The organism is Methylobacterium phyllosphaerae (assembly GCF_001936175.1).
Classification (GTDB): Bacteria; Pseudomonadota; Alphaproteobacteria; order Rhizobiales; family Beijerinckiaceae; genus Methylobacterium; species Methylobacterium fujisawaense.
On the sequence record NZ_CP015367.1, the window covers coordinates 5,223,414 to 5,245,007 of the forward strand.

Below are 21,594 nucleotides of genomic sequence, written 5' to 3' on the forward strand. Positions count from 1 at the left end.
GGAAAATCTCGAACTTTCGGCACGAAGCTATGGCGCACGATCAGGTGCGGGTCTCCCGCGCGCTCCTCTCGGTCTCGGACAAGACCGGCCTCGTCGACTTTGCCCGGGCGCTCCACGCCCGCGGCATCGCGCTGGTCTCAACCGGGGGCACGCATCGTGCCCTGCAGGAGGCCGGCCTGCCTGTCACCGAGGTGGCCGATCTCACGGGCTTTCCGGAGATGATGGACGGCCGGGTGAAGACGCTGCACCCGGCGGTTCACGGTGGATTGCTCGCCATCCGCGACAACCCGGAGCATCAGGCCGCGCTCGCCGCCCATGGGATCGGCGCCATCGATCTGCTGGTGGTCAACCTGTACCCGTTCGAGGCCACCATCGCGGCCGACCGGTCGGATGCCGACTGCATCGAGAACATCGATGTCGGCGGCCCGGCCATGATCCGCGCAGCGGCCAAGAACCACGCGGATGTGGCCGTGGTCACCGACGTGTCGGATTATGCCGGCGTGCTGGCCGCACTGGAGGCGCATGACGGCGCCCTGGGCGCGGAAATGCGCCGGAGCCTGGCGCAGAAGGCCTTTGCCCGCACCGCGGCCTACGATGCCGCCATCGCCAACTGGATGGCCGGCCGCTTCGGCACGGATGCGCCGGCCCAGTTCCGCGCCTTCGGCGGCACCCTCGGTCAGGCGCTGCGCTACGGCGAGAACCCTCATCAGGCGGCCGCCTTCTACCGCGCGCCCGGCAAGGTCCGCTCGGGTGTGGCCACCGCCCGGCAGCTCCAGGGCAAGGAGCTGTCCTACAACAACTTCAACGACACGGACGCCGCCTACGAGTGCGTGGCCGAGTTCGATCCGGCCCGGACCGCCGCCGTGGCGATCATCAAGCATGCCAATCCGTGCGGCGTCGCGGAAGGCACCAGCCTGCTCGAAGCCTACGAGCGGGCTCTGAGCTGTGACCCGACCTCGGCCTTCGGCGGCATCGTCGCTCTCAACCGGACGCTCGACGCCAAGGCGGCCAGCAGGATCGTCGAGATTTTCACCGAGGTGATCATCGCCCCGGATGCCACGCCCGAGGCCGCGGCCATCGTCGCGGGCAAGAAGAACCTGCGCCTGCTTCTGGCCGGCGGACTGCCTGACCCGCGGGCCCCCGGCGAGACCGTGCGGACGCTCGCCGGCGGTCTGCTGGTCCAGAGCCGGGATGCGGTGGTCGTCGACGACATGCCGCTCAAGGTCGTCACCAAGCGGGCGCCGAGCGAGGCCGAACTGGCCGATCTCCGGTTTGCCTATCGGGTGGCCAAGCACGTGAAGTCGAACGCCATCGTGTACGCCAAGGCCGGCGCGACGGTGGGAATCGGCGCGGGTCAGATGTCCCGGGTCGATTCCTCGCGCATCGCCGCCTGGAAGGCCGCCGAGGGTGCGAAGCGCCTCGGGCTGTCCCAGAGCCTGGCGGTCGGCTCGGTGGTGGCGTCGGACGCGTTCTTCCCGTTCGCGGACGGGCTGATGGCGGCTGCCGAAGCGGGCGCGACGGCGGTGATCCAGCCCGGCGGTTCGATGCGCGATGCGGACGTCATCGCGGCCGCCGATGCGGCCGGCCTGGCCATGGTCCTCACCGGCCACCGTCACTTCCGGCATTGATCGGGCGGAGTCGGGAGGGTCACGACGTGACGCTCCCGTGCCTCCGTGCCCCAGCATCGCCGAAAGGCCTGTCCGTCGCGCGGCGCCGCCGCGCTTCCGTTAACGATCCGCACGGATTGGGGCGGTCGCGGCGATTTTTGTTCGGGCTGCGATGTCTCTCAGCATTGCCGTGAACAAGCGTGGCCTGGGCCGAAGCTCAGCAATGGATGTCCCGTAACGCCGAATGCTATTTTTTGAGCATTATTGCCGAACAAATACCCCCACCTTTGCGAATATGGGTGGCATCTGCGGAGCGGGTTGATATTTTCTCGGCTGCACGCCATCATTGCCCAGATGTGCGCCGGAAGCTCGTGAGAAGAACTTCCTGGAACGAATCCGGGTTGGGTGACGAGATGGTGGTCGCAGCGCTGTTGTTTCTCGTGGGAGCGCTGATCGGCCGCTCCTATTCGGTGATGATCATCGCCATGACCTCATCGGTGGTCATGTTCGCTGCGATGACCATTTTCATGTCCGTTTACGGCCTCGACCTGCTGCACGTTCTGATTATGCTGGGATACCTGACGGCCCATCAGGCGGGATATCTGCTCGGCGCCTATCTCACCGACTATCCCGAGAACAATCGCGGGCTGTAACCAGCGTCACCACCACCAAACCAGCCGCCCGGCGAGGGTGTTGATCAGCGCCCACAAGCCCAGAGCCACGGCCATCCAGATAATTAGAAGTAGAAGATGCAGCTTCCGATGAGGCTGACGGCGCAAATGTGGCACGACATCGTTCACGATGGAAATCCCAGGGGCCCTGGATCGTAGGGGAACCTTATACGGCCTTGTGCCGCTAAGGTTCCGCCGGGGCGATCGGCGAAAGATTAAATTTCGGACAGTTTCCGGCGGCCGGCAGGTTTGTTGGACGACCGGCATTGGCCGAGAAACGGACTGAAAGTTGCAGTCATTGACTGCTTCCAACGTGATGGTCAGAAATCAGGACATTCCGTGTCGGCCCGCCGTTTCGACGGTGGTGGTTCCGTCTGCCGTCGATACTTGAGACCTCTGTATAGGATCCGCCGCAACGCAATCCGTGACAGACCGCACGGATCGCGATTCCGCCGACGCGTTGCGGGTTCGACACAAGGCGAGAAGGCCCGGCCCACCTTGCGGCCACGACCCGGCACGGGTCTGTGCCCGGCGGCCCTCTGCCCGAAGGGGCGCGGACAGCTCTGTGGAAATGGAAACGCCCAGGCAGTGGGAACTGCCTGGGCGTCGTCGACGCGTGGTTCGTTTGGCCGGTTTGCGCCGCTCAGGTATCCGCGAAGATGTCGCGATCCTTGGTCTCCGGCACGAAGAGGATGCCGATGATCACGGTCGCGACCGCGATGACGATCGGGTACCAGAGGCCGAAATAGATATCGCCGGTCTGGGCCACCATGGCGAAGGCGGTCGCCGGCAGCAGGCCGCCGAACCAGCCGTTGCCGATATGGTAGGGCAGCGACATCGAGGTGTACCGGATCCGGGTCGGGAACAACTCCACCAGCATGGCGGCGATCGGGCCGTAGACCATCGTGACGAAGAGCACGAGGATGAACAGCAGGCCAATCACCTGCGCGACCTGCGGCCGGAAGATGTCGAACGGATTCGACATCTTGACGATCTCAGGATCACCCGCCTTCGGGTAGCCCGCGGCCTGGAGTGCCGCGGTCGTGGCCTTGTTGGCCTCGACGTTGCCCCCCTGCGGATAGGGGATCTCCGTATCGTTGACCCGGATGGTCGTGGGCTGTCCGGCCGCCCCGGCAGCAGTGGTGTAGCGCACCGACGACTTCGACAGGAAGTCGCGGGCGAGGTCACAGGGCGCGGTGAACACCCGGGTTCCGACCGGGTTGAACAGGTTTCCGCAGGCGGCCGGATCGGCCGTCACCGTCACCTTCACGTTCTCGATCGCCGCCTCGAGCTTCGGGTTGGCCGTGGAGGTGATGCCCTTGAAGATCGGGAAGAACGTCGCCGCCGCGATGGCGCAGCCCGCCAGGATGATGACCTTGCGGCCGATCTTGTCGGACAGCCAGCCGAAGACCACGAAGAAGCCGGTGCCGAGGAGCAGCGACCACGCGATCAGCAGGTTGGCGGTATAGCCGTCGACCTTGAGAATCGATTGCAGGAAGAACAGCGCGTAGAACTGGCCCGTGTACCAGACCACACCCTGACCGGCGACGAGGCCGAACAGGGCGATGATCGCGAACTTCGCATTGCGCCATTGGCCGAAGGCCTCGGTGAGCGGTGCCTTCGAGGTCTTGCCCTCGTCCTTCATCCGCTGAAAGGCCGGAGATTCCGACAGCTGGAGGCGGATCCAGACCGAGATGCCGAGCAGCAGCACCGAGACCAGGAACGGGATGCGCCAGCCCCACTCGGCGAAGGCGGCCTCGCCGGTGAAGGTCCGGGTCGCGAGGATCACGAGGAGCGACAGGAACAGGCCCAGGGTCGCGGTCGTCTGGATCCAGCTCGTATAGAACCCGCGCCGGCCGTTAGGGGCGTGCTCGGCGACGTAGGTGGCGGCGCCGCCATACTCGCCGCCGAGGGCGAGGCCCTGGGCGAGGCGCAGGACGATCAGGATGATCGGAGCCGCGATGCCGATGGTGGCCGCGTTGGGCAGGATGCCGACGATGAAGGTCGACAGGCCCATGATCAGGATCGTGATCAGGAACGTGTATTTGCGTCCGACGAGATCACCGATGCGGCCGAAGACCAGGGCGCCGAACGGACGGACGATGAAGCCGGCCGCGAAGGCGAGCAACGCGAAGATGTCGCGCGTGGCGGGCGGATAGGCAGAAAAGAACTGCGCGCCGATGATCGCCGCCAGAGAGCCGTACAGATAGAAATCGTACCACTCGAACACAGTACCGAGCGAGGACGCGAAGATCACCCGCTTCTCGGCCGAAGTCATCGGCCTCGCGGCGTCTCCGGCCCGCGGGATCGCGGTTGCCACAGCCATAAGACACGTCCTCCCAAACGCATATGGGCGGCCCGACGATGGGATCGCCCTTTCCCGGCCCGCTCCCGGGCGGCCCTGCGCAAAGCGCAGATCACCTATGCGTTATCTCAAGGGCGTTGCGGGTCAACCGGTAAAGCGATTGTGAAGAGCCTCATCAACACAGGTGCGCACCGAGTTGTCACCGGAACGACGAAGGGCGCGGCTCGCGCCGCGCCCTCCGCCTGTCCGACGCGTCTGGTTGAGGTCAGTGCGCGTGGGCGCCGGACGCCCCAATGCCCGTCTCGGAGCGCACATACTGCGCCTCGAAGGCGGCCCGCTCGCGCTGGGCCCGGCGGGACTTGTCCATGAGCGACACGACCCAGATCGTCGCGAAGGCCAACGGCATCGAGAACAAAGCCGGGTTGTCGTAGGGGAAGAGCGGGGCCGGGTTGCCCAGCGTCGTCACCCACACGGCTTTCGACAGCACCACCATGATCACCGCGGCGAGCAGGCCGACGAGGCCGCCGGCCAGCGCACCCCAGGTGGTGGTGCCGCGCCACAGGATCGACATGGCCAGCACCGGGAAGTTGCAGCTCGCCGCCACCGCGAAGGCCAGGCCCACCATGAAGGCGACGTTCTGGTTCTCGAACACGTAGCCGAGGTAGATCGCCACGATGCCGATCACCACCGCCGAGATCTTCGACAGGTTGACCTCGTGCTTCTCGGTGGTGCGCCCGCGGGCGATCACCTGGGCGTAGAGGTCGTGGCTGATCGCCGAGGCGCCGGCGAGCGTCAGGCCCGCCACCACGGCCAGGATGGTCGCGAAGGCCACGGCGGAGATGAAGCCGAGGAAGTACGGGCCGCCCACGGCGTTGGCGAGGTTCACCGCCACCATGTTGGTGCCGCCGATCATGTCCTTCAGCTTGTCGAAGGTCCCGGCCGCGCCGAGCTTGAAGTAGACCGGATCGGACATCAGCAGGGCGATGCCGCCGAAGCCGATGATGAAGGTGAGAATGTAGAAGTAGCCGATCAGGCCGGTGGCGTAGAACACCGACTTGCGCGCGGCCTGCGCGTCCGAGACCGTGAAGAACCGCATCAGGATGTGCGGCAGGCCGGCGGTGCCGAACATCAGGCCGACGCCGAGGGAGATCGCCTCCACCGGGTTCGACACGAGTCCGCCCGGCGCCATGATGGCGTCGCCCTTCGGGTGAACCTGCACGGCGTTCGCGAACAGCATCTCGGGGTTGAAGCCGTATTTCAACAGCACTGCGCCCGCCATGAAGGTCGCGCCGCCGAGGAGCAGGCAGGCCTTGATCACCTGCACCCAGGTGGTCGCCTTCATGCCGCCGAAGGCGACGTAGACGATCATCAGGACGCCGACGATGATCACCGCGTAGAGATAGGGCAGGCCGAACAGGAGCTGGATCAGCTTCCCGGCGCCGACCATCTGGGCGATCAGGTAGAACGCCACCACCACGAGGGTGCCCACCGCCGAGATGATGCGGATCGACGTCTGGTCGAGGCGGAAGCTCGCCACGTCCGCGAAGGTGAACTTGCCGAGGTTGCGCAGGCGCTCCGCGATCAGGAACAGCACGATCGGCCAGCCGACCAGGAAGCCCGTGGAATAGATCAGCCCGTCGAAGCCCGAGGTGTAGACGAGGCCGGAGATGCCGAGGAACGAGGCGGCCGACATGTAATCGCCGGCAATCGCCAGGGAGTTGGTCCCCGCCGAGATGCCGCCGCCCGCCGCGTAGAAGTCGGCGGCGGACTTCGTGCCCTTCGCGGCCTTGTAGGTGATCCCGAGCGTCAGCAGCACGAAGAACAGGAACATCAGGATGGCCGGCCAGTTCGTGACCGATTGCTGCACGGCCCCGAGATCCGGGCCGGCGGCATAGGCCGCGCTGGCGGCGATCGTGCCGAGCGTCAGGCCGAGGAGGAGCCGGTTCATCGGGCGACGCTCCGCTTGAGGGCGGCGCTCAGCGCGTCGAAACGCGTGTTGGCCCGGGCCACGTAGACGCCGGTCAGCGCGAAAGCGAACAGGATCACGAAGACGCCCGCGAACAGTCCGAGGGAGGCGGTGCCGCCAACCTTCACGGCGAGCAGCGACTTGTCGAAGGCGATGAGCCCGATGAAGCCGAAATAGACCACCAGCATCAGGATGGTCAGCGTCCAGGCGAAGCGGGTGCGCTCATGGACGAGTTGCTGGAATTCGGGTGTCCGGACAATCCGCTCGACCTGCGGATCGACCTCCGTTCCGAGTGCGCGTGTTCCCGGGGGCGCCGTGCGCCCTCGAAGGCCGAGTGTCGTGCCGCTCATGGCTTTTCCTCCCGCGAGGGCACTCTGGCCCCCCGGTTCATCGCGTTGAAGTTCGTGGTTCTTGTTGGAGACGGGCGCCGCCCCGGCACCCGTCCCGGTCCGAACCCGCGCCGCTATGGCCGCGGCGCGGATGCGATCAGGCCCGGTTCTGCCGGTTCTCGATCAGGTCGTCGACCACGGCCGGCTCGGCCAGAGTCGAGGTGTCTCCGAGCGAGCTGAAATCGTCCTCGGCAATCTTGCGCAGGATCCGGCGCATGATCTTGCCCGAGCGGGTCTTGGGCAGGCCCGGCGCGAACTGGATCAGGTCCGGAGAGGCGATCGGCCCGATATCCTTGCGGACCCAGGTCACGAGCTCCTTGCGCAGGGCGTCGTCGCCCTCCTCGCCGTCGTTGAGGGTCACGTAGGCGTAGATGCCCTGGCCCTTCACGTTGTGCGGGTAGCCCACGACCGCCGCCTCGGCGACCTTCGGGTGGGCGACCAGCGAGGATTCGACCTCTGCGGTGCCCATGCGATGGCCAGAGACGTTGATGACGTCGTCAACGCGTCCGGTGATCCAGTAATAGCCATCCGCATCGCGCCGGGCGCCGTCGCCGGTGAAGTACTTGCCCGGATAGGTCGAGAAGTAGGTCTGCTCGAACCGCTCGTGGTCGCCGTAGACCGTGCGCATCTGGCCCGGCCAGGAATCGGCGATGCAGAGATTGCCCTCGCAGGCCCCTTCCAGAACCTTGCCCTCGGCATCGACCATCTCGGGCGTCACGCCGAAGAACGGCCGGGTTGCCGAGCCGGGCTTGAGTGCGGTGGCGCCCGGCAGCGGGGTGATCAAGATGCCGCCGGTCTCGGTCTGCCACCACGTGTCGACGATCGAACAGCGCTTGTCGCCGACGACGTTGTAGTACCATTCCCAGGCTTCCGGGTTGATCGGCTCGCCGACGGAGCCGAGCACGCGCAGCGAAGCCCGCGAGGTCTTCTTCACCGGCCCCTCGCCGCCGCCCATCAGCGAGCGGATGGCGGTGGGCGCCGTGTAGAAGATGTTCACCTTGTGCTTGTCGATCACTTCCCAGAAGCGGGACGTCGACGGATAGGTCGGGATGCCCTCGAACATCAGCGTCGTCGCGCCGTTGGCGAGCGGCCCGTACACGATGTAGCTGTGGCCGGTGACCCAGCCGACATCGGCGGTGCACCAGTACACGTCGCCCTCGCGGTAATCGAAGACGTATTCATGCGTCATCGACGCGTAGACGAGGTAGCCGCCCGTGGTGTGCACCACGCCCTTCGGCTGACCGGTCGAGCCGGAGGTATACAGGATGAAGAGCGGATGCTCGGCCTCCACCGCCACGGCGGGGCACTCGTCGGTCACCTGCTCGGCGGCCTCGTCGTAATAGACGTCCCGGCCCGCCTCCATGGCGACGCTGCCGCCTGTGCGGCGCACGACGATCACGTGGTCGACGAGATCCGCGTCGAGCCGCTTGATCGCTTCGTCGACATTGGCCTTCAGCGGCACCTTGCGGCCGCCGCGCAGGCCCTCGTCGGCGGTGATCACCAGCTTGGAGCCGCACCCCTGGATGCGCGACGCCAGCGAGTCGGGGGAGAAGCCGCCGAACACGATGGCGTGGATCGCCCCGAGCCGCGCGCAGGCGAGCATCGCGTAGGCGGCCTCCGGGATCATCGGCATGTAGAGCGTGACCCGATCGCCCTTGCCGACGCCGCGGTTACGCAGGACGTTGGCCATCCGGCAGACCTGCGCGTGCAGCTCCCGGTAAGTGATGTGCTTCGACTCGTCGGGATTGTCGCCTTCCCAGATGATCGCGGTCTGGTCGCCGCGGGTCTCCAGATGACGGTCGATGCAGTTATGGGCGACGTTGGTCTTGCCGTCTTCGAACCACTTGATCGAGACCTTGCCGGGCTCGAAGCTGGTGTTTTTCACGGTGGAGAACGGCGTCATCCAGTCGATGCGCTTGCCGTGCTCGGCCCAGAACGCATTCGGATCGGCGACGGACGCCGCATACATCTCTTGATACTTGGAATCGTCGACGTGAGCGCCCTCACGCCACGCGTCCTTCACCTCGATGACCTTGCCTTGCATGGCGTTCCATCCCTGATTGGTGCCCGATCGTATCGCGGTGGCGGCCGCGCAGCCAGGACTTCCAAAGTAATGTAGCCTACAATTTACGATGAAGATATGATCGCGGTTTCGCGCGCGCTCAGATCAAGTCCCGTAAATAAATTGGGCACAATGTAAGAGCTGATTGAGGCTTCGATGCTGCGCTGTCAAGCGCGGGGAGCCTGGCGAACGATCACCCGCCGTCCTCTGTTTCCGCCCCCGGACGATGGCCGGTACAGGGGCGCGCTTTCGGGGACGCGTCGGCCCTCGATCGGCCAGGGACCTATCCGTTCGCCATCCGTCGCGTCGGCATGATGATTTCCACGAGCGTGCCGTCTTCCGGGCGTGCGGAGAGCTGGAGGCGGCCGCCGTTGGCCTCCACCAGGGCACGCGGCAGTGCCAGCCCGTCCTCGACGGATTCCTTCGGGTCTTCCACCCGCGGAGCAGGCCCGGCGCCGGTACCGCGCACCCGCAGGGCAACGGCCGCCCGTTCTGCCGACCCGGTAGAAACGATGATCTGGCTTCCGGCGGCGGAGCGTCGGATCGCGTTCTCGATGACGAGGCTGGCCGCGCGGCTGACCGAGCGCTCGTCGGCTTCCAAGTCGCCGAGATCGGTGGAGAAGCTCGTCCGCATGACGACCCGGCCCCGCGCTGCCTCGCCCTGAAGGCGGGCGACGCAACCCGCCACGACGTCGTTGAGGTCGAGAGCGCGGGGTTCGAGGCGCAGCGAACCGGCCTCGACTGCGGCAAGATCCAGAAGCTTGCCGACCCGTTCCAGGATCGTCTCGCCCGACGCTTTGATCTCCGCCAGGCAGTCCCAGTAGCGCGTGTCGCCGAGGGGCCCGAAGGGCTCCTTCAGCATCGCGTTTGCCAGATCGATCATCCCGGTGACGGGGCCGCGCACGGCGCCGTCAAGCCGGCTCAAGGCCTCTCCGCCGCCCGGCACGGTTTCCGGGCGACTGGCTGCGCCCGCCTCTCCGGGCGCCGCGCGACCGGCATGGTCGAGCGTGACCACCCGTCGTCCAAGAGGCCCCGCGACGGCGAGCGACATCGGCTTGCCGGCCAGGACAATGGAGCGCCGCTCCGGGGCCGCCCCGCGCAGGGCATCGGCGATCGTCAGGACGCTCTGACGGTCGAACAGGCTGACGAAACTGCCGCCGACGACCTCGCGCGGATCGCATCCGAACAGGCCGGCCGCGGCGTGGTTCAACGCGACGATGCGGCCGGCCCCGTCGACGGTGACGACCCCGATCTCCAGTGCGTCTAGGGCCGCCTCGGCACGGGCCGTCCGTTCCGTCTGGGCGGCGCGGGCGAGGCGCTCGGCGGTGAGCGCATCAGCGACATCAGCCTCATCGACCGGGCGTGCGATCAGGCACGTCGCAGCGGCGCCTGCCCAGCTGAAGGCGCCGCTCAGAAGTTCCACCGGACGCGTATGGCCCTCGACCGACTTCACCGTGGTCCGGCGTGCCGCGTCGCCAAGCGTGTTGCCAAGCGCATCGCCAAGCGCGTCCGAAGGCGGCAGACCCGGGAGAAGTCCGGAGAGCCCGGTGCGGGCGAGGCTCGGCAGGTCGGGATGGCCTGTCAGATCCAGAAAGCCGCGATTGGCGGCGACGATGGTGCCGTTGTGGTGGATCAGCGTCGGCAGCGGCAGACCCGCGAGAAGGTCGGCCTGCGGAGGAGCGGCCACATCGACGGGCTGCTCGACACTGGCCCCGTCGGTTTCCGTGCTGGCCTCCTCGGAGACCACGGGCAGTTCCACCGGATTGGTCTGCGGCGCGGGGAACGGCATCACCGCGCCGCTCTCGGCCTTCGGCGCCCCTGATTCAGGATCGACCTCATCGCCGGCATAGCGTGCGCCCAGCGCCCGGGCGATTTCCCGGAAGGCGGCATGCTCATCAGTCGAGAGCGGTGTCGCGATGAGATCCGGCGCAGGCGCGACCGGCCTTTCGACTTCGACGGGCGCGGGGATAGGCGACGCGGGTGCCGAAACCGAAGATTCCGGCGTCGACGCCGCGGGCTCGGCGACCTTAATCACGTTCGGCGCGCTCCGGATCAGGCCGAACCCGCCGAAGCCGGAGAACGCCGCATCGCCCCGCCCCAGAGGGGCGCCGGAGAGATCGACCCGGAACGGCCCGGTGCCGGCATCGAGCACCGCCGATTCGCCGCGGAAGGTTCGCCGGTCGCGCAGGGCCGTCAGCACCGAGTCGGCTTCGGACAGGAGGCCTGTCGCCGCCATGTCCTGCCACCGCTGCCCCACGAGGCCCGCGAGGGCCTCCGGCCCGGTGAGGGTGGTCAGGACACCCGCGGCATCGATGCGCCACAAGAAGCGGTTGTCCCGCCCCATCGAGGATGGCGTCGCCTGCGGATGCGCCGGCGGCGCGCTTGCGCTCGCCGGGGGCGCGACGGGGCGGACCGGCCGGGCGCGGGCGGCGGTCACGGGCGTGGTCGGTACCACGAGGATGGCGGGACGACCGTCCGCCTGAGTTCCACGCGCCAGCCAGCACAGTGCCGGGGGGGCGATGCGGCGGACATCCAGGCGCAGGCGCGCGAGGCGGGGCGCGGCGTCCCCTGCGGTCGCGGCAACAATCTGACGGATCAAACCGACGAGCGCGGAGCCGGTCAGGGTGTCGGCCAAGGGCGCCGCCGCATCGGACGCGTACAGGATCTGCCCCGCCGACGGGTCGACCACGAAATGCACGGTGTCCCGAGCGCCGAGCGTGGCGGCCAGGGCCGGCACGCGCGCCCAGGCCGCGAAGGCAGTCGCCAGCCCGGGCTGGGCTGCACCGGCCATCGGTGTCACTGTCGTCTCCAAAGCCCGCGACCTCGAACCCAAACGCGATCCGTCACGTTCCATGGGCTCGCTTTGCCCGAGAAACGCCCGTGACCGTAGCCCTATTGTAAACTCCCTTGCGCCGCGACGCTGGACTCTGGGCGCAACCGTCACACGTTTACGTCATGGCAACCTTAACGCCATGGGCGTGGGTGGCATAAGGCGGCGAATCAGATATTGTGCACCGCACAAAGCGCCATCCACAGAGCAATCAAGAGAGGAGACGTAGAATGAGCAACCCCCCGAATTACGAAGTCCCGGCCGAGATGCGTGACTTTGCTGAGAAGAGCGTCGAGCAGGCCCGCAAGGCCTTCGACAGCTTCATCGGCGCGGCCCGCCGCACGGCCGATACCGTGCAGGGTTCGGCCGAAATGGCCCGATCCAACGCGCTGGACGTCTCCTCGCGCGGCTTCGAGTATGCCGAGCAGAACGTGAACGCGGCCTTCGATCTCGCCCAGAAGCTGGTTCGCGCCAAGGACGTTCAGGAGGCCATGCAGCACCAGGCTGAGTTCGTGCGCAGCCAGTTCGCCGCCATCCAGGCGCAGGCCAAGGAGTTCAGCGGTCTCGCGCAGAGCGCGATGCAGCAGGGCGCCGAGCGTGCCAAGTCGGCGATGCAGCAGGGGGCCGACGAGGCCCGCAAGGCCATGGAGCAGGGCCAGGACGCCGCCAAGCAGACGGCCCAGGACGCCCAGGACGCCGCCGAGCGCGCGACGCACTGAGGCCTGCACCGATCAACGGGGCTGCGACCCGTTCCCGGGCTCCGGGGGCGGGTCGTCTCGTTTTCGCCGGTATTGCCGCCGAGAGCCGCCGGGCGGACGCGTTGAGTCCGCGCCGAGCGAAGGAATCAGGGATGCGCCTTACTGTTTCGGGCCGATCCGGCCTGCGTGGTCCGTTCCGGCTCGCGATCGCCGCGCTGGCGCTCGCGGCCGCGTTGCCGGCCGGCGCGGCGCGGGCCCAATATTACGACGATCCGGGTTACGACGGCGAATACCGGCCTGTCCCCCGCCGGGCGCAGCGCGCCCCCGTCGGTTACAACTGCGATGCGGTCCAGCAGGGCATCACCGGACCGAAGCCGTTCTCGTGTCCTCTGCCCGGCCCGCGGCCCCTCGGCGTGCGCTGCTTCTGCGACATGCCGATCGCCTCGTTCAGCCCGCCGCAGACCGCTGTCGGGCGCGTCGTCCCGTAACGGAACGGGCCGCGCACACGGATGGGTGGCGCGGCCGGTCTCGTGGGGTCGGGGTCCGGCGAGGATGGTCCCGCCGGATCGAACTTAGTTCAGAACGACGACCTTGGCGCCGACCTTCACACGCTCGTAGAGATCGGTGACGTCGTCATTGGTCATCCGGATGCAGCCCGACGACACCGCCTGACCGATCGTGTCCGGCTCGTTGGAGCCGTGGATGCGATACTCGGTGCTGCCGATATACATGGCACGGGCGCCGAGCGGGTTCTCGATGCCGCCGGCCATGTAGCGCGGCAGGTCGGGACGGCGGGCGATCATGGCCTTCGGGGGCGTCCACGACGGCCACTCGCGCTTGGCGGTGATCTTGTTGGTGCCGCTCCAGCTGAAGCCCGGGCGACCGACGCCGACGCCGTAGCGGATCGCCTGACCATCGCCCAGAACGAAGTACAGGCGGCGCTCGGCGGTGGAGACCACGATGGTGCCGGGCGCGTAGGGCGCGTTGAACGCCACGACCTCACGGGGGATCGGCTGGACCTGCGCCTGCGGCGCCGCCTGCACGCCCTGACCATAGCCCGGGGCGTAAGTGCCCTGGTAACCGTACTGTCCCTGATCCGAGTAGTACTCGTCGGAGCCGTCCGTACCGAAGGGATCGTACGACGAAGCGGCGAGGGCTGGCGTTGCGGCAAGAACAGCCACGCCGAGGAGCGCGCCGAGTGCGGTGACCGAGGTCTTCATGAGTGGCCTGCCTGTGCGATAACCTTTGCCTTTACAAGCGTGAGCATAGGCAGGCAGTTCCACACATCCGCCATGAATTTGCTGTTGGGCGGAATACGCAGGGCCGCTCGACCGTGCGGTGCGCCGCGGCTCGTGCCAGGGCCCGCGGCTTGCTCAGGTCACCTCGTCGGTGTGTATGTCGAACCGTGCGAGGTGGGCGTAGCCGAAATTGGTCGAGATCGCGCAGTCGGTGGCGTCGCGGCCGCGGGCCATGACGATGCGGCCGATCCGGGGCCGGTTGTGGCGGGCGTCGAACGTGTACCAGCGCGGCCCGTCGGGCCCGTGGAGGTAGACCTCGAACCACGCGGAGAAGTCCATCGGCGCCGGATCCTTCGGCACGCCGATGTCGCCCAGATAGCCGGTGGCATAGCGCGCCGGGATGTTCATGCACCGGCACAGGGCGATCGCCAGATGCGCGAAGTCCCGGCAGACACCCTCGCGCTGCATGAAGGCGTCATGCGCACTCCTCGTGGCATCGGCGCGTTGGTAGTCGAAGCGGATCCGCTCGTGCGTGTAATCGACGATGGCCTGGACGCGTGCCCAGCCCTCCGGCGTGGTGCCGAACAGCGACCACGCCGTCTGCGAGAGCCTGTCGGTGTCGCAATAGCGCGAGCCCAGCAGGAAGATCAGGACATCGTCGGGCAGATCTTGGACCGGGATCTGGCGGGCCTCCGGCACGACCGGATCGGGCAGCCCCGTATCGTGAACGGTGAGGTCCGTCGAGATCGTCAGCTGTCCGGGCGGCGCGACGATCCGGTGGCAGATGTTGTCGAAGGCGTCGCGGTATTCGCGAGCCTGGAGCGGCGGATCGAAGCCGATTCCATTCGGGGTCGTCACGTCCTGCATCCGTGAAGGATGGACGCTGAGCATCAAAATCATCGGTGTTGGCTGCGACAGCGTGAACGCAATCTCGAAACCCGTCCTGATCTTCATCGCGGCCACCTTGCTCTGTCGCCTTCCGCGCGCACTCGCCGCGCATGCCTGTCCCGGATCCGGATGCTCACCCGTGCTCAACGCGCGAGGGGCGTCGGCAGCCCTTGCAGGCTGTGGGCCGTCGTCCCGTCGGCGGGCAATTCCACCACGTTGACATCGACGCGCATGCCGAGATCGTCGCTGCTGAGGCCGAAGAAGGAGCCGTGCAGCGGAACGGCCTGAGCGGGGTCGCGGGCCACCGCCACGCGGATCAGGTCGCGGTTGCCGACGATGCCGTTGGTCGGGTCGAACTCGACCCAGCCCGCGCCCGGCAGGTAGACCTGCAGCCACGCATGGGTGGAGCCGCCGCCGACGTGGCGGGCGCGGTCGTTCCGGGGATTGTAGAGATATCCGGAGACGAAACGGGCGGCCATGCCCAGCGCGCGCACGCCCTCCATCATCAGCACGGCGAAGTCCCGGCAGGATCCGAGCTTCGTGCGCAGCGTCGTCAGCGGATCCTGCACGCCCTTCTCGGCACGGGCCAGATAGGTGAAGTTCGCGCGTACGCTGCGCGTCATGGCGGCCAGCAATTCCTGCGTGGGGATGCGTCCCTGAGGCGGCAGGAAGCTTCGCGCCCAGGCATCGACCTCGTGGCGCGGGTCGGGCCATTGCCGCTCGATCGAGCGGGCGAGATCCGGCATGTCCTCGGCACCGTAGCCGAACGGATAGTGCGTCGCGTGCGGTGCGAGCGGGAACACCGGCGCGTGTTCCGGCGTGTGGTCGAGGGTGATGCCGCAATCGAAGGTCAGGACTTCGGCGCGGATGTCGAAGGTCGTGACGGCCACACAATTTCCGAACACGTCGAACAGCCAGCGCTGGGAGGCCGGTTCGGGCGTGATGTCGAGGGTCGCCGCGATCAACCGCTGATCGTAGCTGTCGCGCGGCCGGAACATGATCCGGTGCTCACCGAAGGCGACCGGCCGTCGATACCGGTAAGTCGTGCGGTGGCGGACAGACAGGATCGGCAACGTCACAGTCTCCCGGCTCGTGCCGACACGACCGGCGGTCATGCAAGGGCCGGGCCTTCCCGGTCCGCATCGTGCAGCGACGATACGGGTCCGACGGCCCGCGCAGATCCGGGCTCACGATCCGTCCGGACTTCCGGCCCTGCCGTCAGGCGCGGGTGACGCGTCCGGGCTCTGCCGGATGGTTCGAGAGCGACGATGAACGGGCTCGGGGGAGGCCGCCGGCTCTCAAACGACCGGAGGGGCCGGATCGGAAGTGGCGCGCTCGGCTTCGACCAGCACGTCCAGGGGGCGCCAGGGCTTGGCGATGAACACGGCCTCGGGCGGCATCTCCGGCCGCGGCAGGCCGTGCCCGGAGGTGATCACCAGCCGGGCCCGCGGCCACAAGGTCGCCACCGCGCGGGCGAGCTGGAGGCCGTCCATATGGCCGGCCAGCCGGACATCGGCGAAGACCAGGGCGACGTCGCCGCCGCGTGCCTGAAGGACCGACAGCGCAGCCTCGGCGCTGTCGCAGCCGACCACGTCGAGTTCCGTCTCTTCGAGCAGGGTCTCGGCCAAGGCCCGAATCGCGGGATCGTCCTCGACGACGAGGGCGACGCGCCGCGGATCGGTCTCGGCCGCCACGGCGACCGGCCCGGCTGCGGCGACCCTGTCGTCCTCGGTCTGCCGGACGCGGCGCACCAGCGCGGCGAGGTGCTCCGGCATGCCCTCGGACACCAGATCATCGTAGAACGACGCCAGTGTCTGACCGATCTGGTCGAGAGGAATACCTGGCGACAGCGTGTCATTGAGCGGCAGGGGCGCGCTCGTTCCGTGCTTTTTCAAGGACTTCCCCCGAAGTCGAACGTCGTGCCGCTCAAGGAGGCGGCGCTTGAGGAGGAAAGTCGGCAATCCGCCCCTGGTTGCGCGCGACGTTGGGAATCCCGCATCGCACCCGCCGCCCGTTACGGCGTGGCGAGGCCCAGGTCGGCGTCGGCGTAAGCCATGATCCCGGACACTTCGCGGACGTTCTGATAGCGCGTGCCGCGGGTGCTCATCATCGCCTCGAACTTCTCGTGGACCTGTGCCACCGACAGGCTCATCGGCTTGCGGTGACGTCCGCGCCCGACGAAGCGCCCGGCGGCGAAGAAGATCGAGCGGTTGGCCCGGGCCGGGCCCGGAAGCAGGGCCGCCGCGGCGGCGGCCGGCTTGTTCACGACGTTGGCGAGGAACTCCCCGGCATCGTCCGGCCCGAGGAAGTGGGCGAGGTAGACCTCGCCGAGGGTCAACTCGCGGCCGATGCGCAGGGCGATGCGGGCGGCGTCGCGCTTCAGCATCTCGCCGGCCATCAGGGCCGACAGGTACGGGTCGCGGCGCAGCTCCAGCACACGGGCGCGTTCCGCCTGATCGGCGATCACCGGCCGGTCGTTGGCGTCGGACGTGATCGACGCGGCCTCCTTCTCCAGCCCGTATTTGGGCCCGAAGTCGCGGACCACACCGAGCCAGGTCCGCTCAATGAACTGAAAGAGGCCCGTCGCCGAGGAAGTCTTGGCCTGAACGGCCGTGACGAAGCTCGACTCCTTGTCGGCAACTGCCATCAGCAGCACCGGATCGGTCTGAACGGCCTGGGCCGCCCGCACGATCGTCTGCACCAAGTGGCGCCGGATCTTCATCGGGCCGAATTCGAGAATGTCGTTGGGGTCGCCGGCGGCGCTCTCGGAGAGAAGGAAGTCGTACGACACGCGGTCGACCGTGTTGGAGCCGAGATCGGTGTCGAGATCGTGCACGGGGGCGAAACTGGAGGCGGCGCGGAGCGGCGTCTGGTCGAGCTCGGTATTCAGGGCGACTGTGTGGATGCGCGGGCGCGGCATCGGGAGTTCGGTAGCGGCTTCCGCCGTGGACACGGCCGGCGACAGGCCGACCTTGGCGAGATCCACGCCCGATCCGATCAGCGCGGCGCTGAGGCCGCCGGCGATCATCGACACGGTGAGCAGCGAGCGGAACAGCGCGGGGCGGCTGCCATGGGCACGGCCCAGCATGGGCTGTGCGGCGATCACGTCGGCGCGGTTCGAGCCGAAATGGCTCTGCTTGCCGGTGATGGTCCTCGGCGATCCGACCGTGCGGCCCTGCATCGTTATCCCGACTCTCCACACGCCGTTGTGGCGCTACGGACTCACCATCGCTTGACAGATGTGGCGACAACACGGCCGTGCTTGTGGCCGAGTTGCGGCGTCCCGGGGAGATTTCGGGGCAGGCCGCCCGTGACTCGCGCGGCATCCCTCCTTAAGAGGGCGCCATGCGGGCGCCGGGCGGATGACGCGCGGCCGCCCTTTCCCGTCCGTCCTGCCAGAGTCAGCCCCGATGAGCGGCGTCAACGAGATCCGGTCGACCTTCCTCGACTACTTCGCCAAGGCGGGACACGAGGTCGTGCCCTCCTCGAGCCTCGTGCCGAAGAACGATCCGACGCTCATGTTCACGAACGCCGGCATGGTGCAGTTCAAGAACGTCTTCACGGGGATGGAGAAGCGCGCCTACGACCGGGCGACGACGGCGCAGAAATGCGTGCGGGCCGGCGGCAAGCACAACGACCTCGACAATGTCGGGTACACGGCACGTCACCACACCTTCTTCGAGATGCTCGGCAACTTCTCGTTTGGCGACTATTTCAAGGACCGGGCGATCGAGCTGGCCTGGACCCTGATCACGAAGGAATTCGGCCTCAAATCCGACAGGCTCCTCGTCACCGTCTACGCCGACGACGACGAGGCCGCCGGCCTGTGGAAGAAGATCGCCGGCTTCCCGGACGAGAAGATCATCCGGATCGGGACCTCCGACAATTTCTGGCAGATGGGCGATACCGGCCCCTGCGGTCCCTGCTCGGAGATCTTCATCGACCAGGGTCCGGCGCTGCAGGGCGGGCCGCCCGGCTCTCCGGACGAGGACGGCGACCGGTTCCTGGAGTTCTGGAACCTCGTGTTCATGCAGTACGAGCAGCTGGAGCCGGGCGTCCGCAACCCGCTGCCGCGGCCGTCGATCGACACCGGCATGGGCCTGGAGCGCATGGCGGCGATCCTCCAGGGCGTCCACTCGAACTACGACACCGACCTGTTCCGCGCCCTCATCGACGCCGTGGCCCACGCCGTGTCGCGGGCGCCGGAGCCGGCAACGCTCGCATCCTACCGGGTGATCGCCGACCATCTGCGGGCGGCCTCCTTCCTGGTGGCCGACGGCGTGCTGCCCGGTAACGAAGGGCGCGGCTACGTGCTGCGGCGGATCATGCGCCGCGCCATGCGCCACGCCGAGATCCTGGGCGCCCGCGAGCCCACCATGTTCCGCCTCGTCCCGACGCTGGTGCGCGAGATGGGCCAGGCCTATCCGGAGTTGATGCGGGCCGAGAGCCTGATCGCCGAGACCCTGAAGCTGGAGGAGACCCGCTTCCGCCGCACCCTCGAGCGGGGCCTGACGATCCTCGACGCCGAGAGCCGCGATCTCAAGCAGGGCGACAAGCTCTCCGGCGAGACCGCGTTCACCCTTTACGATACCTACGGCTTCCCCCTCGACCTGACGCAGGACGCCCTGAAGGCCCGTGGCATCGGCGTCGATACCGACGCCTTCTCGGCGGCGATGCAGCGTCAGAAGCAGGCGGCCCGCGAGGCCTGGAAGGGCTCGGGCGAGGCGGCCACCGAGACGGTGTGGTTCGGCTTGCGCGAGCGCGTCGGTGCCACCGAGTTCCTGGGCTATGAGACCGAGACGGCCGAGGGCATCGTCACGGCGCTGCTGCGCGACGGCGCCGAGGTGCAGAGCCTTGACGCCGGCCAGACCGGCCTCATCCTCGTCAACCAGACGCCGTTCTACGGGGAATCGGGCGGCCAGGTCGGCGATACCGGCCTGATCCTGGCGCCGGGCGTGCGGGCGCGGGTGACCGACACCCAGAAGAAGCTCGGCGACCTGTTCGTCCACTACGTGACCGTGGAGGAGGGAAGCTTGGGCCTCGACCAGCCGGTAGAGCTCAAGGTCGACCATGTCCGCCGCAAGGCGATCCGGGCCAACCACTCGGCCACCCATCTGCTGCATGAGGCTCTGCGGCAGGTGCTGGGTGATCACGTCGCGCAGAAGGGCTCGCTCGTGAGCCCCGATCGTCTGCGTTTCGACATCAGCCACCCGAAGCCCATCGAGGCGGATGAACTCGCCCGGGTGGAGGACATCGCCAACGCCGTGCTGCTGCAGAACGCGCCGGTCGTGACCAAGCTGATGGCCGTGGACGACGCCATCGCGTCGGGCGCCAGGGCGCTGTTCGGCGAGAAGTACGGCGACGAGGTGCGGGTGGTCTCGATGGGGCTGCCGATCGACGAGGAGGCCGCGCAGGGCCGGCCGAAGACCTTCTCGGTCGAACTATGCGGCGGCACCCACGCCGGGCGCACCGGCGACATCGGAGCGATCACCATCGTGGGCGAGAGCGCGGTGGGGGCCGGCGTGCGCCGGATCGAGGCTCTTACGGCCGACGCGGCGCGTCATCATCGGGCCGAGGAGGCCCGGACCCTGGCGGCGCTGGCCGGCATTCTCAAGGCTCCAGTCTCCGAGGCGCCCGATCGTCTGACGTCATTGATGGAGGATCGGCGGCGCCTGGAGCGTGAACTGGCCGAGACCCGCCGGAAGCTCGCCATGGGCGGCGAGGGTGGTCCGGGCTCGGGCGCTCAGCAAACTGAGATCGGCGGCGTGGCCTTCCGCCGCTCGGTGGTGGAAGGGCTCGACATGCGCGACCTCAAGCCGATCGTCGATGAGGAGAAGAAGCGTCTGGGCTCCGGCATCGTGGCGGTGGTCGGCGTCGCGCCGGACGGCAAGGCGGGTCTGGTCGTTGGCGTCACCGACGACCTGACCGGTCGCTACGATGCCGTCGGGCTCGTGCGGGCTGGAGCGGGCGCGCTCGGCGGCAAGGGAGGCGGAGGCCGGCGCGACATGGCGCAGGCCGGCGGGCCGAACGGAGCCGGAGCCGAGGCCGCCCTTGACGCCATCGCGCAGGCTCTCACCGAAGCGGCCTGAGACGCGCCCGCAAGGAACCGCGCCGTCTCCGGTGCGGCCGTGGAGGCGAGCGGCGGGATGGTCGGGGTCCCGCCCTCGGCGGCTTACGTGTTTCCGCCGACGCCGCCGCCCTGCGGTGTCGCCCGCGACGGGGGATTGGCGTTGCCCGCTGCGGCCAGATCGGTCGCCATCCTGTCGCCCAGACGATTGGTCGGGCAGTAGGTCCCGGTCGCGGCGTTACCGGTAGCGTCGCTCTGCTTACTCACAACGCCCGAGGCGCGGGCGCGACTGTGCCTGGACTGGGTCCGGCGCGAGGGCGGGCAGGCCAACGAGGCGGGCGAGGAGGGGCTGGGTCACGAAGCCCCCGTTTCGGTTTCTGACCCACGCGACCTCAGCGGCGCAGACCCGATCCTGCATCGTTGCAGCGCCGGCGCCGGCCTGCGGGGGCCTCGGTTATTTGACGCGCGTCCAGGTCTGCTGCTTGCAGAATACGCTCATCACGCAACCGGAGACTTCGAGCGTATCCGGGCCCGTGAGCTTCAGCGAACCGGAATAGGTCTTGCCGTCGTTCGGATTGTAGAGGGAACCCGAGTAGCCGCCGCCTTGGGGTTGACGCGCGTCGAGGATCTGAACGCCCACGACGCTGCGACCGCGCAAGGCCGGATCCGGGTTCTTCGCGTCGAGTCCCTTCCCCGGTGCGCTGACGATCGTCCCGCAGAAGCCGCTCCCGCAGGGCGTGATCCGAACGCGGGAGCTGCCGGTCTCCGTGAGCCAGAAGCCAGCCGGGTCGGCCGCCAGAACCGGACCGCACGCCGTGCCCATCGCGAGCAGTGTCAGAATCGAGCGACGAAGCCTCGAACCCATCCCTGGTC

At 68.0% G+C, this 21,594-nt stretch carries 16 protein-coding genes; 5 read left to right on the top strand and 11 right to left on the bottom strand.

Annotation, left to right across the window (positions count from 1 at the left end; translation table 11 throughout):
* Positions 1-29 precede the first annotated feature (29 nt).
* Together purH and MCBMB27_RS30650 are read left to right on the top strand one after the other, a co-directional pair.
* Entirely contained in the window at positions 30-1,628 is a 1,599-nt protein-coding gene (purH, locus tag MCBMB27_RS23895) for a bifunctional phosphoribosylaminoimidazolecarboxamide formyltransferase/IMP cyclohydrolase (RefSeq protein WP_075381432.1), read from the top strand.
* 179 nt (positions 1,629-1,807) lie between these two features.
* On the top strand, positions 1,808-2,260 hold the full coding sequence (locus MCBMB27_RS30650) for a hypothetical protein (protein ID WP_236952799.1): 453 nt from the start codon (positions 1,808-1,810) through the stop codon (positions 2,258-2,260).
* 661 nt (positions 2,261-2,921) lie between these two features.
* On the opposite strand, the gene MCBMB27_RS23905 is transcribed toward MCBMB27_RS30650, so the two are convergent.
* The 5 genes from MCBMB27_RS23905 to MCBMB27_RS23925 all read right to left on the bottom strand — a co-directional run bounded on the left by MCBMB27_RS23905 (position 2,922) and on the right by MCBMB27_RS23925 (position 11,944).
* Positions 2,922-4,556, bottom strand: a complete 1,635-nt coding sequence (locus tag MCBMB27_RS23905; protein ID WP_052083781.1) for an MFS transporter — start codon at positions 4,554-4,556, stop codon at positions 2,922-2,924.
* Between the two features lie 292 nt (positions 4,557-4,848).
* Positions 4,849-6,531, bottom strand: a complete 1,683-nt coding sequence (locus tag MCBMB27_RS23910; RefSeq protein ID WP_043353743.1) for a cation acetate symporter — start codon at positions 6,529-6,531, stop codon at positions 4,849-4,851.
* Complete coding sequence (locus tag MCBMB27_RS23915) at positions 6,528-6,899, bottom strand: DUF485 domain-containing protein (protein WP_043353744.1); 372 nt, start codon at positions 6,897-6,899, stop codon at positions 6,528-6,530. Before MCBMB27_RS23915 ends, MCBMB27_RS23910 begins: the two co-directional genes overlap by 4 nt.
* Positions 6,900-7,035: 136 nt before the next feature.
* Positions 7,036-8,982: an acetate--CoA ligase gene (gene acs / locus MCBMB27_RS23920; protein WP_043760494.1), complete on the bottom strand. Its 1,947-nt coding sequence runs from the start codon at positions 8,980-8,982 to the stop codon at positions 7,036-7,038.
* A gap of 301 nt (positions 8,983-9,283) precedes the next feature.
* The gene (locus MCBMB27_RS23925) at positions 9,284-11,944 is read right to left on the bottom strand and encodes a PAS domain-containing protein (protein ID WP_236952800.1); all 2,661 of its coding nucleotides are present in this window, start codon (positions 11,942-11,944) and stop codon (positions 9,284-9,286) included.
* Between the two features lie 116 nt (positions 11,945-12,060).
* Between MCBMB27_RS23925 and MCBMB27_RS23930 the strand changes: the two genes are divergently transcribed.
* Together MCBMB27_RS23930 and MCBMB27_RS23935 are read left to right on the top strand one after the other, a co-directional pair.
* A complete protein-coding gene (locus MCBMB27_RS23930; protein WP_043353754.1) occupies positions 12,061-12,549 on the top strand; it encodes a phasin in 489 nt (162 codons plus the stop codon).
* 131 nt (positions 12,550-12,680) lie between these two features.
* Positions 12,681-13,016 (top strand): hypothetical protein, encoded by a 336-nt coding sequence (locus tag MCBMB27_RS23935; protein ID WP_051044905.1) that lies wholly within the window; start codon positions 12,681-12,683, stop codon positions 13,014-13,016.
* 84 nt (positions 13,017-13,100) lie between these two features.
* Here MCBMB27_RS23935 and MCBMB27_RS23940 read toward each other — a convergent pair whose 3' ends face one another.
* From MCBMB27_RS23940 to MCBMB27_RS23960, 5 genes are all read right to left on the bottom strand, one after another.
* Positions 13,101-13,748 carry a L,D-transpeptidase gene (locus MCBMB27_RS23940; protein WP_043353755.1) on the bottom strand — a complete coding sequence of 216 codons (648 nt, stop codon included), beginning with the start codon at positions 13,746-13,748 and terminating at the stop codon, positions 13,101-13,103.
* A gap of 153 nt (positions 13,749-13,901) precedes the next feature.
* Entirely contained in the window at positions 13,902-14,720 is an 819-nt protein-coding gene (locus MCBMB27_RS23945) for a transglutaminase-like domain-containing protein (RefSeq protein ID WP_075381435.1), read from the bottom strand.
* Positions 14,721-14,797: 77 nt separating this feature from the next.
* Complete coding sequence (locus tag MCBMB27_RS23950; protein ID WP_075382087.1) at positions 14,798-15,727, bottom strand: transglutaminase family protein; 930 nt, start codon at positions 15,725-15,727, stop codon at positions 14,798-14,800.
* 225 nt (positions 15,728-15,952) lie between these two features.
* Complete coding sequence (locus tag MCBMB27_RS23955; protein ID WP_078947027.1) at positions 15,953-16,549, bottom strand: response regulator; 597 nt, start codon at positions 16,547-16,549, stop codon at positions 15,953-15,955.
* A gap of 119 nt (positions 16,550-16,668) precedes the next feature.
* Positions 16,669-17,835: a transglycosylase SLT domain-containing protein gene (locus tag MCBMB27_RS23960; protein ID WP_043760503.1), complete on the bottom strand. Its 1,167-nt coding sequence runs from the start codon at positions 17,833-17,835 to the stop codon at positions 16,669-16,671.
* A 229-nt stretch (positions 17,836-18,064) separates the two neighbouring features.
* On the opposite strand from MCBMB27_RS23960, the gene alaS reads away from it, so the two are divergent.
* Positions 18,065-20,743 (top strand): alanine--tRNA ligase, encoded by a 2,679-nt coding sequence (gene alaS, locus MCBMB27_RS23965; protein WP_075381436.1) that lies wholly within the window; start codon positions 18,065-18,067, stop codon positions 20,741-20,743.
* A 432-nt stretch (positions 20,744-21,175) separates the two neighbouring features.
* Here alaS and MCBMB27_RS23975 read toward each other — a convergent pair whose 3' ends face one another.
* Positions 21,176-21,586 (bottom strand): DUF2147 domain-containing protein, encoded by a 411-nt coding sequence (locus MCBMB27_RS23975; RefSeq protein ID WP_043353773.1) that lies wholly within the window; start codon positions 21,584-21,586, stop codon positions 21,176-21,178.
* Positions 21,587-21,594 lie beyond the last annotated feature (8 nt).

What these genes read in the sequence shown, in the direction of transcription:
- purH (WP_075381432.1), top strand. Translation starts at nt 30, where the DNA reads ATGGCGCACGATCAGGTGCGGGTCTCCCGCGCGCTCCTCTCGGTCTCG.
- MCBMB27_RS23905 (WP_052083781.1), bottom strand. Translation starts at nt 4,556, where the DNA reads ATGACTTCGGCCGAGAAGCGGGTGATCTTCGCGTCCTCGCTCGGTACT.
- MCBMB27_RS23910 (WP_043353743.1), bottom strand. Translation starts at nt 6,531, where the DNA reads ATGAACCGGCTCCTCCTCGGCCTGACGCTCGGCACGATCGCCGCCAGC.
- MCBMB27_RS23915 (WP_043353744.1), bottom strand. Translation starts at nt 6,899, where the DNA reads ATGAGCGGCACGACACTCGGCCTTCGAGGGCGCACGGCGCCCCCGGGA.
- acs (WP_043760494.1), bottom strand. Translation starts at nt 8,982, where the DNA reads ATGCAAGGCAAGGTCATCGAGGTGAAGGACGCGTGGCGTGAGGGCGCT.
- MCBMB27_RS23930 (WP_043353754.1), top strand. Translation starts at nt 12,061, where the DNA reads ATGAGCAACCCCCCGAATTACGAAGTCCCGGCCGAGATGCGTGACTTT.
- MCBMB27_RS23935 (WP_051044905.1), top strand. Translation starts at nt 12,681, where the DNA reads ATGCGCCTTACTGTTTCGGGCCGATCCGGCCTGCGTGGTCCGTTCCGG.
- MCBMB27_RS23940 (WP_043353755.1), bottom strand. Translation starts at nt 13,748, where the DNA reads ATGAAGACCTCGGTCACCGCACTCGGCGCGCTCCTCGGCGTGGCTGTT.
- MCBMB27_RS23945 (WP_075381435.1), bottom strand. Translation starts at nt 14,720, where the DNA reads ATGAAGATCAGGACGGGTTTCGAGATTGCGTTCACGCTGTCGCAGCCA.
- MCBMB27_RS23960 (WP_043760503.1), bottom strand. Translation starts at nt 17,835, where the DNA reads ATGCAGGGCCGCACGGTCGGATCGCCGAGGACCATCACCGGCAAGCAG.
- alaS (WP_075381436.1), top strand. Translation starts at nt 18,065, where the DNA reads ATGAGCGGCGTCAACGAGATCCGGTCGACCTTCCTCGACTACTTCGCC.
- MCBMB27_RS23975 (WP_043353773.1), bottom strand. Translation starts at nt 21,586, where the DNA reads ATGGGTTCGAGGCTTCGTCGCTCGATTCTGACACTGCTCGCGATGGGC.